The 10,670-nt window shown below is 34.1% G+C and carries 7 protein-coding genes; all 7 read right to left on the reverse strand.

All coding sequences use genetic code 11. From position 1 onward, the window contains the following. Nucleotides 1-164: 164 nt before the first annotated feature. Nucleotides 165-1,574 carry an alpha-glucosidase AglA gene (gene aglA / locus PKN74_RS07195; RefSeq protein WP_472310033.1) on the reverse strand — a complete coding sequence of 470 codons (1,410 nt, stop codon included), beginning with the start codon at nt 1,572-1,574 and terminating at the stop codon, nt 165-167. A 153-nt stretch (nt 1,575-1,727) separates the two neighbouring features. After that, nucleotides 1,728-3,704: an ABC transporter substrate-binding protein gene (locus tag PKN74_RS07200; protein ID WP_472310035.1), complete on the reverse strand. Its 1,977-nt coding sequence runs from the start codon at nt 3,702-3,704 to the stop codon at nt 1,728-1,730. A 77-nt stretch (nt 3,705-3,781) separates the two neighbouring features. Beyond that, the gene (locus PKN74_RS07205) at nt 3,782-4,816 is read right to left on the reverse strand and encodes an ABC transporter ATP-binding protein (protein WP_472310037.1); all 1,035 of its coding nucleotides are present in this window, start codon (nt 4,814-4,816) and stop codon (nt 3,782-3,784) included. Then, nucleotides 4,806-5,804, reverse strand: a complete 999-nt coding sequence (locus PKN74_RS07210; protein ID WP_472310039.1) for an ABC transporter ATP-binding protein — start codon at nt 5,802-5,804, stop codon at nt 4,806-4,808. The genes PKN74_RS07205 and PKN74_RS07210 overlap by 11 nt, the downstream gene beginning before the upstream one ends. 21 nt (nt 5,805-5,825) lie before the next feature. Further along, entirely contained in the window at nt 5,826-6,944 is a 1,119-nt protein-coding gene (locus PKN74_RS07215; RefSeq protein WP_472310041.1) for an ABC transporter permease, read from the reverse strand. Between the two features lie 16 nt (nt 6,945-6,960). Beyond that, nucleotides 6,961-7,944: an ABC transporter permease gene (locus PKN74_RS07220; protein WP_472310043.1), complete on the reverse strand. Its 984-nt coding sequence runs from the start codon at nt 7,942-7,944 to the stop codon at nt 6,961-6,963. Between the two features lie 557 nt (nt 7,945-8,501). After that, the gene (locus PKN74_RS07225; RefSeq protein WP_472310045.1) at nt 8,502-10,418 is read right to left on the reverse strand and encodes a hypothetical protein; all 1,917 of its coding nucleotides are present in this window, start codon (nt 10,416-10,418) and stop codon (nt 8,502-8,504) included. Nucleotides 10,419-10,670 lie beyond the last annotated feature (252 nt).

Here is a 10,670-nt window from a genome sequence, read left to right on the forward strand (position 1 = left end):
GTTCCTAAAGCTAGAAAAACCATCAATAAACAGATTAATACTTTCTTACTTTTCACAATACCACCTCCCGAAAATTGGCGTACCAATAAAGAATCTAATTTTTGTAACTTTAAAAATTTAAAATTTGGTCTCGTAGTAATTTAAGTAACTAAGTTATTTTTTATTCAATCTTGATAATACTTGAAGTGGTCTCTTATTTCCTGATTAAATGAAAGATTCATAATTTCATCGAGGACATCTTTGATTTGTTGAGAAGATTTTGTCCTCGGATCCCTCACTAAAAATTCTTCAAGAATCATGAGGTCTCCAGTAATGTAAGCTTCCAGAGCCATTCTCATTCTCATTATTTTAGGACCCAAAAAATACTCAATTATTCTACTATTAAGATTGGGATTTAAAGTTTGAGGATGAAGGCCATTCTTATCTACAATGACAGGGACTTCAACAACTATATCTTCAGGTATTCCTTGAATTATGCCTTTATTTTCTACATTAAGTATCAATCTTGTTGACTTATCATTTATCAGAGCATTTATAAAAGGAATATGTTGTTCTCCACTTGTTTCACTTTTCTTAAATACTTCGGGCCAAACTTCCATAAGTTTTATATGAGGGTCTTTTTCTATAGCTTTAGATAATTCGATCATCCTCTTTCTGGAGTTTCTAAGTGTTTGATGAAACTTAGGTCTTTCCACTTCATTATCTATTCCTCCGAATTTTCCATACCATCTTTTCTTCGTTTCTAAATTATAATTATATTTCCAACTACCATTTCTAACAGTATCTCCAATAGGCATCATTCCATAAAATTTGTACAGGTCTATAGCAGCTGGTGATAGCTGTACATCCCAAGGACCTTGTGATTCCCAAAAATGGGACTTTTCTTCAATCCATTTGTCTAATAATTTATACCCATTTTGACCATTGTAATTAAACTTATTTAGCCATATGCCATGATTTACGCCTGCAACTTGCCATTCAACCAGGTTAATATTGAGGTTTAATCGTCTAAATATTTCGTTTACGCCAGATGAGCCATGACAAAAACCAACGATCTTGCTTTGAGTTAATTCCTTTACAATTTGGGTTATTTCAAAGACTGGGTTAGCTGTTTGCATTAGCCAAGCGCTGGGAGCCATTTCTTCCATTTTTTTTGCAATTTCTAGTGCAAGTTTAATATCTGGATAAGAACAAATTATGTAAGAATAAGTTGAAACCATATCAAATTCTTGTGAATCAATACCTCTATAGTAACCATGTTTTTCTCCAATTTCAGTAACTATTTCCCATCGTTGATAACCATCTTCCAAACCTTCTGGATATGGATAAGCGGTGTTTATAATAAAATCAGCAGCTTTTATGGCCTCGTCTAAGTTCGTTGTTTTTTCAATTTTGAGATTTGAATTCAATTCCAAACAATATTTGTTTGCTAAACTGTAGATTGCATTTAGACGTGTTTCGTTTATATCCATCAAACAAATGTCGCAATCATATAATTCTTCACTTTGCGCGATGTCCCCTATTAATTGAAGGGCAAATCTGACACTCCCTGCTCCTATAATTGAAATTTTCAAAATTTCACATCCCACATATTTTTATGATTGTATCTAATTAATAGTTCTTTCTTTTTTATTGATCAGCTATTGATTTTCGAAACTTATTTTACTTTGTGATTTTTATTTCTTAAGTGCTCTCCTTCCCCCTTTAAAAAAGGGGGAAGGAATTAATTATTGGTCAATAAAGAATTGCATAGGCATAGCATTTAACGGAGTAAAGAATACGGCATCTGAAACAAGTTCTCTAGGAACATTTTTAAAGTTATTTTTTACTATTGTGGGCGCTATATCTTCTCCAACTGTTCCAATCATCCATATGTTTTCCCTGTGAATCTTCGTAGCTTCTTTCATAAGTTCTTTGATTCCTTCATCATCGGTCGTCATTTGTATCGTCAGCCAAAGATCCACTAATTCAATGACTGGTTCTGGTGGTTCAATTGCGTCTTCTGGAATTTCGTCTCCTGTCATATAAGCTTTAATCCATGTTGCCCAACCTATGTACCATGAAGTAGAGTACTCTGTAGCTCCAGGGAATATAAAAAGTGGATCGGCTAATGGTTGAGCGGCTCTATCCATTTGCCAGACCTGTCCTTCAAAATCGTGAGCAGTCATTCTAGAATCATAAAGATCTCTGTTAATTGTATCTACCTCTATTTGAATACCAAGATCATTTTTCCAGTATTCTCGTATTATGGTCCAAATATCAGTGTGCGGTTGTCCAGCTACCTGTACGGAAAATTGCAAGGGTTTTCCATCGGGTCTAAGTCTATATTGTTTTTTTGAATCCCATTCGAGTCCCATTTCATCAAGAAGTTCATTAGCTCGTTTCGGATCGTATTCGGCATATGCCCTTTCCCATTCAGGATCATAATAAGCTGAACCGCTGACTAAAGAAGCTTGTCGAGGTTTGGCCAATCCAGAAAACATAATTTCGTTGATTTCTTCTCTGTTTATTCCTAACGATAATGCTTGTCTAAATCTTACATCGCTGAATATTTCTTGTAAAACAGGATCTTCATGGTCAAAAGTATTCAACATTAATTGGCTGGCAGAACCATTGGCAGCTCTCCAATTGTAAATTTGGTAACCACCTTTATCTGCGTTCATTGCCAGTAATGTGTAGTTACCTGCTCCCGCTCCCAAGGTTCCAATATGCCTGAATTGCATATCGATTTCTCCAGCGATCGCTTTTAACATAATTATTTCGTCGTCCATTACGTATTCATGACGTATAGTGTCAATATACGGTAATTGATTGCCTTCTATATCTACGGCAAAGTAATATGGATTTCGTTCAAGAATATAATAAGAGCCTGTTGGATCGGTAACAGGAATCCATGTGAATAAGCTAGGTCGTTCCAGATTTCTTACAGGATCATCTTTATCGTTAAAGACATCAACCCAAGTGAAATACATCTTTTCTTTTTCTTTATCTATGATTTTTTGAATTTCTTCCATAGGAGTGTAAGAAGGATGGAATTGTTTTAAATAATGTTTTGGAGCTCCACAAAAACCTTGACTGTAAGCAACCTGAAGCAAAAACAATCCATATGGTTCAGCAAATTCAAATTTAACCGTGTAATCATCTATCTTTTCTATCTTTGCCCTTTTACCTCCTACAATATACCACGCTGGTTTAGAAGCAGTCAATTCCTCATTTCCAACAATATCGTTAGCCCAAAAAATTATGTCGTCAGCTGTGTAAGGATGTCCATCAGACCATTTTGTTCCTTCCCTTAGATGGAAAATATATATTTTACCGTCATCTAATATATCCCAACTTTTAGCAAGACCCGGTAAAAACTTTCCACCTTCAGAATCCCAATATACCAAATGGGGTTCATTTATCTTATAAATACCCCATTGATCTGAAGGACCTTTCCAAACCCTTCTCCATGTACCACCAAATTTTCCTACTTCATCTTCAGGAACTATTACTAGAGGTTCTTTTGGTAGTCTTTCCTCAACTGGAGGGAGCTCTCCCTTTTTCACTTTCTCAGCAAGCACCGGTGATTCTTTGAATTGAGTGATTTTGTTGCCTGTGTCTTTGTAATATTCTTCTGGCGTTGCATATGCATCCCATCCAAACAGCGTTCCTAAAGCTAGAAAAACCATCAATAAACAGATTACTACTTTCTTACTTTTCATAATACCACCTCCTGTGAAATTGTATCCATTATTAAGAAATTTCTTAATATATGAGTCAACTTAGGAATCTTAATGTTTTAAGAGCTTGACTTAATTTCAATTCCTTTAAGTGTTAATTCAGACGAGCGATGACACGCAACGAAATGCTCATTTTTATCGTGGTCGTAAGGTTTTAATTCTGGATATTTTTCTTTGCATACATCTATAGCATAAGGACACCTTAGGTGAAAATGGCACCCTATTGGAGGGTTAGCGGGATCAGGAACCTCACCTTCTAAAGGTTTTAATTGATCCGCTCTTATACTAGGATCAGGTTTAGGTACTGCTTCTAATAATTTTTCTGTATATGGATGCTTAGGACTTTGGAAAAGAGCTTCTGTGTCAGCTATTTCTACAATTTTTCCTAAGTACATAACAGCTACCCTGTCGCTTATGTGTTGTACAACACTTAGGTCGTGAGAAATAAATAGATAAGTGAGGTTTAATTGTTCTTGAAGGTCCATTAAAAGATTTAAAATTTGAGATCTAATGGAAACATCCAAAGCAGCAACTGGTTCATCGCAAACCACAAGTTTTGGCCTCAAGGCTAATGCTCTGGCAATGACTATCCTTTGTCTTTGGCCTCCACTAAAAGCATGAGGATATCTAATCAAATATTCCCTTCTTAAACCTACCATATCCATTAGTTCCTCAACTTTTGAGTCAAGTTCCTTACCTTTTGCTATTTTATTAACATACAAAGGTTCTCCAATTATGTCTCTAACTTTCATCCGAGGATTTAAAGATGTAAAAGGATTTTGAAAAATCATTTGAGCATTTTTTCTAAGGTCTTTTAACTGATTTTTAGGTAGTTTAGCTATGTTTACAACTTCATTGTCAAGACGCATGAAAATATCGCCCGCATCAGGATCTAAAGCTCTCAAAATATTTTTTGCAACAGTTGTTTTGCCACATCCTGATTCCCCAACTAATCCCAAAGTTTCACCTTGATTTATGTAAAAACTTACTCCATCAACAGCTTTTACATACCCAGTTATCTTTCCAAAAACTCCTCTTTTAATTGGAAAATATTTTTTTAAATTGTTAACCTCTAAAAATTTTTTATCCTGCATCATCGGTACCTCCATAAAGGAAACATTTTACTTTATGATTTTCGCTTACTTCAAGTGTTTTAGGTTCTTCTACGTTACATATTCCTTCCATAAAACTTGAACACCTATTATGGAACCTACAACCTTTGGGTAAATTATATGGATCTGGAACAACTCCTGAAATCGTTTCTAATCTAGTTTTTCTTACACCGTATTTTGGGATAGAATCTAGAAGGGCTTTCGTATATGGATGCAAAGGATTTTTAAATATTTCAAATACATCTGCTTCTTCTACAATATGCCCAAGATACATCACAGCAATTTTATCTGCCATCTGAGATATAACCGCTAAATCATGGGTAATAAAAATGATAGAACTCTGGAATTCTTTTTGAAGTTCTTTTATTAAATATAGAATTTGAGCTTGTATAGTTACATCTAAAGCGGTTGTAGGTTCATCAGCTATTAGTATCTTTGGATTACAAGAAAGAGCCATAGCTATCATACATCGTTGAAGCATTCCTCCAGAAAGTTCAAAAGGATAAGCTTCTATTATTTTTTTAGGATCTGGTATTTTAACTTTTTCTAACATTTCTAAAGCTCTTTCTTTTGCTAACTTTTCAGAAATATTTTTATGTAAAATAATAGCCTCTATCATATGATCCCCTATAGTATAGACTGGTGAAAAGGAAGCAGCAGGTTCTTGAAAAATCATCGAAATATCGTTACCCCTTATTTGTCTTATTTCTTCGCCTTTTGGATTTAACTTTAAAAGGTCTATTTCTTTTTCATCGTTGTTAAAAATAACTTTTCCGCTACATTTTGCATTTTTGGGCAGAATTTGAAGAATGGAAAGTGCAGTTACACTTTTACCACATCCAGATTCTCCAATGAGACCTAAAATTTCATTACTTTTTAGACTTAAATTTATTTTATCTAATACTTTTATTGATCCTTCCGTTAACTCAAATGATGTTTCAAGATCTATCACTTCTAGCAAATTTTCCATATTATTCCTCCTAAAACAGATTTAGATCTTGTATGGATCTGCCGCATCCCTTAATCCATCTCCAACAAAATTAAAAGAAAGGACGGTAATTATTACGAATATTGCAGGTAGCATTAGCCACGGTTGTAAAGCAACGGTTCGAACATTTTGAGCCTCCTGTAACAATACTCCCCAACTTATTGCAGGAGATTGTAAGCCTAGTCCTAGAAAACTCAAACCAGTTTCACCTAAAATCATTCCAGGAATAGAAAGGGTTATTGAAACTATCATATGACTAGTAAGAGAAGGTAACATATGTCTAAAAATAACTCGAGATTGACGAGCACCAGCTAATTGAGCGGCCACTACAAAATCTTCGTTTTTTAGAATAATAAATTTACTCCTGATGACCCTTGCTAAATCTGTCCATCCTACTAATGAAAGTATCACGGTTATTGCAAAATATCGTTGAAGTTGAGTCATATGTCTTGGAAGAGCTGCAGCGAGTGCCATCCATAAAGGGATTGTAGGTATACTCTTGATAATTTCAATAATCCTTTGAATTATGAAATCTACTGTGCCGCCATAATATCCTGAGATTCCTCCAAGTACAGTTCCTATCAATAAACTTATGAAAACTCCCACAAGACCTATTGTAGTTGAAATCCTTGTTCCATAAATTATTCTAGATAAGACATCTCTGCCCATTCTATCTGTTCCAAAAGGGAAAAAAACTCCCGTTTCTACGCCTACAAAGTGAATATTTGACTCCCATATTCCCCATAATTTATAGGGATCACCTTCTATAAAAAATTTTAATGGATAGACCTTTGATTCATCAGGAGAGTATATTCTTTGAAGTGTTTTAGGATCTCTACTTGTTTTATAACCATAAACATAGGGTTTAACAAGTTTTCCATCTCTTATGATTCTAATTCTCTGGGGGGGAGCATAAACATATGAAGCATTCAACTTGTTAGGATTATATGGAGCAAAAAATTCACAAAAAATACCTAAAGTATACAATATTATTAAAATTATCAGCCCTACAATTGCTAACTTGTTTTTTTTGAAACGCCACCATATGAGTTTTGCTTCTGAAGCGTAGTAAATTTTTTCCGCTTTTTTGTCTACAGTTTTATCTAAAGAATTATTTTGCATATACAAATTCACCTCGTCATTCAAGTCTTGCTCGTGGATCAGCCCAGGCAAGTAAGATGTCTGAAACAACCGTTCCAATAACAGTGAAAAAACTTAAAATCAAAACTAAACTTCCTGCTAAATACATATCCTGAGCTTTTAAAGAATCTAAGAGAAGAGTTCCGACAGTAGGAAGATTTAGCACTATTCCAGTAACAACAACGCCGGATATTATTCCCGGAATAGTCCAACCTGCTGTACTCAAAAAAGGTATCATAGCAACTCTTAAAGGATATTTCCAGTAAACCTTATTTTCTGGAACACCTCTTGCTATTGCTGCTGTTACGTAAGGTTTATCTATTTCATCAAGGAGATTTCCCCTTAATACTCTAATGAGACCTGCCATACTATCGGTTCCGGCAACTATGATTGGAATCCACAAATGTTGAAGAAGATTTAAAAATTTTCCCCAACTCCAAGGAGCTAAAGCATATTCGGGAGAGAATAATCCTCCTAAGCTTACTCCAAAAGCGGAAAAAGCAAGCCACATCAATACTAAAGCTAGAAGAAAGTTAGGTATTGAAACTCCAAGATATCCAACAACAGTAAAGGCGTAGTCTCCAAAAGAATATTGATGGCTTCCAGAATAAACTCCTAATAAAAAGCCTAGAGACCAAGCGAAAGCTGTTGAAAGAGTAGATATAAGTACGGTCCACCATAATCTTGCTCCTAATAGGTCACTAACGGGTTTTTGATAGAGCATAGAGTACCCTAAGTCACCTCTTAGTATGTTTCCAAACCACATAAAGAATCTAATCACCACAGGTTTGTCTAAACCATACCTAGCTCTTAGAAGTTCTAAAGTTGCCTGATCAATGGCTTCTCCGCTTTGCCTTAAAGACATTTCATATGAAGTTATAAAATCTCCAGGGGGTAATTCAATGATTATAAAAGATATAAGACAGATGACGAACAACAAAGGTATAGCGAAAAGTAGCCTTTTCACAATATATTTCAGCAAAAACAGCACCTCCAAGTTAATAAATTTCATAATATGAAAACTATTTTCTAAATAAAAATAAAAAATTAAAACATAATTTAAACTCTCTAACAATAAATATACCAATTTTAACTTTAGTAATCAATCTTTAGTTTTTTTAATCAACTAAGATTAAAAGTAATTACAGCAAAATATTTTTGATTATCTAGGTTTTTCTTAAGTTTTAGGAATAATACAAATTTAAATAAAATTGTTTATTTAGTGTTCTTAATAAACCAATATGCTTTTAAAAACTAAATAAACACTTAAAAAAGTATAAAATTTACTTGAATTTTGTCTGGAGAAAATTCAATCAGGGACATGAAACAAGTTGACAATGTTTATTTTTTCCTTCAATAGCCCTAAGAAAGATGGTATGAATTTGAAATTTTGGAAAATGGTTATAAGAATTAACCTTAGAATTGTTGTTTCAGATATTTGTTTAAACTTAAAAGCTTGGATACTCAAATGAAGGAATTTTTTAGAAATTTTAGTACTAAATTTCAATTTTTAGATTATTAACTAAAAATTCAAAACAATTAACAGACTTTGATATAATTCTCACCTTTCTTTAAACTTGCGATAGGTCCTAGGGTACTTTTTTCAGTTTTTTGTTTGTCAAAAAAGTCTGTATCTAAGATTAAATCTTTACCGTCTGGGCGATCAAATTCAGCGTCAACGATACGAACTCTCTCTAATGTGATTGTTGAATGTATTTCTCCAAGGGTATTTTCAAAATCATTTGGTAAATTGCAAGAAAGGTAAACCTCTCCTCCATTGTCGATAATCGAGAGTTTAGGGTCGAAATCTTTTTCAACTATTTTATAGTTCTCCCTTTCAAAAGGTTCTGCTCCATTAAAATAAGCGTTTTTTTTGATATAAACTGGTTGCTCAACTAACTCGAACGTCTCCAAATCCCCGTGTCTTTCATGGACCTTTTCAATATATTCATCCAAAGAAGTTGTATAGTTATTATAATGTGATGTGCCTACATTTTCAAGCCCGTCTTGTCCAATAAAAATGTTGTTGTAGAATCGATCATCCCCACCATAAACAAATGCATAACCCGCTATTTTTGTACTGTGTGGGAGGTGATAGGGAGTAGCACGATTTAGCACTTTTCGATGTTGCATCTTACCACAAATTAAATTATTAATATAAGCACCACCCTGTGCCATATTGTCTATTGAGTACTCGGAAGCTAAAATGTTATGATCAATAACATATGGACCGTGACTTACTTCAACGAATAAATCACGATTATTCTGATAGAGTAAGTTTTTGCTAACTCTTGTACCTTGTGCTTGCCAATCTAACCATATTCCTAAAGAACAGTCATGAATTCTATTATGGTGGATTTGAACATCGATCGCTGCATGCAATTTAATACCGGCAATTTCATGACCGTAAAATTCGCGTTTTATGCCGATGTTATATATATGATTATTGTGTATTTCACTAAAAACACATCCTAAATGACCTACAATTGCATTTTGGCCACAGTTAAAAATTACATTATTTCGAATTACATGAGAGCCAATACTTTCTTTGTTCCATCCTTTATGTTCGGCGCTGAAAACAGATTCCAATTGGTATTGATATCCGGGTTTATCTTTTCGAATAGAGCGATAAAGGTGTCCTGTAGAAGCTTCTTTTCCTATACTTATGGCACTACATTTAGCATCATGAATAATATTTTCTTCAATAATCCAACCTTTGCTCCAATTTGCACCGATCAACCCCGGTTGATCAGCTGTTGGTGGCGCCCATGGAGTTGCTGCATGTGCCATTTCAAAACCTTTTACTGTGATGTAATCAATACCAGTATCATTAGGATAAAAACAAGATCTGCGAACATTGATTTCCACTAATTCTTTATTTGGATTAGCCCCATGAAAATTTGCATAAATATAGGTGTTATCGTTATCCACTTCTGCAAACCAAACATATTTTGTCTGTTCTAGATTTGGAACAGGAACCTTTTTTTGTGTCCAATGGTCCAAAACTTCTGTTTTAACGGGTGGATCTAGTAGATCTTCATAACTGCCTACCTCATAAAATGACATACCATTTAAATAAACATCGCCTAAATGCTTAGTTTGTTCTATTGTAACTAGCCAATCCCCAAATATTCTTTCTTCATATGGATTAAAGTCACCAAAAAAGGAGTTAGGTAATTCACATTTCCAAATATTTCCTTCAGCATGTTGCCAATTTTGAATGCGTTCAGATCCTTTGATTACTACTTTTTCTCCTTTAGCTGCTTGATATGTGATCCTTCTTTTATTGCTTAATCCTTTATTCTTAGGTTTCACCCATTCACGATACACTCCTTCATGAACGATTACGGTATCTCCAGGCATTGCGATAGAAGCTGCTTTATTTATTGTAAGAAATGGATCCTGCAGGCAACCTTTTCCTTGATCTGAACCATTTTTTGCTACATGATATTCCATTGTTTTATATCTCCTTTGTATAATTATTATTTGAGTCATATAAATTTCAAAGTTACAAAAGTTATTGTTATGAAAAATAAGATAAATACTCACCAACACAAAAAACTTTGCTCTAACAACATGTAAGTTGATCCATTTGATTCTTAGATAGTTGACTGGAGACCAACTTCATTTTCGTAGTAAAGTCTTATTAATTTACTCATACAACCAACAACGAACCATTCTATTTTCGACAGATATTTCTTCTGGCAT

This window comes from Defluviitoga sp. (assembly GCF_035349255.1).
GTDB lineage: Bacteria > Thermotogota > Thermotogae > Petrotogales > Petrotogaceae > Defluviitoga.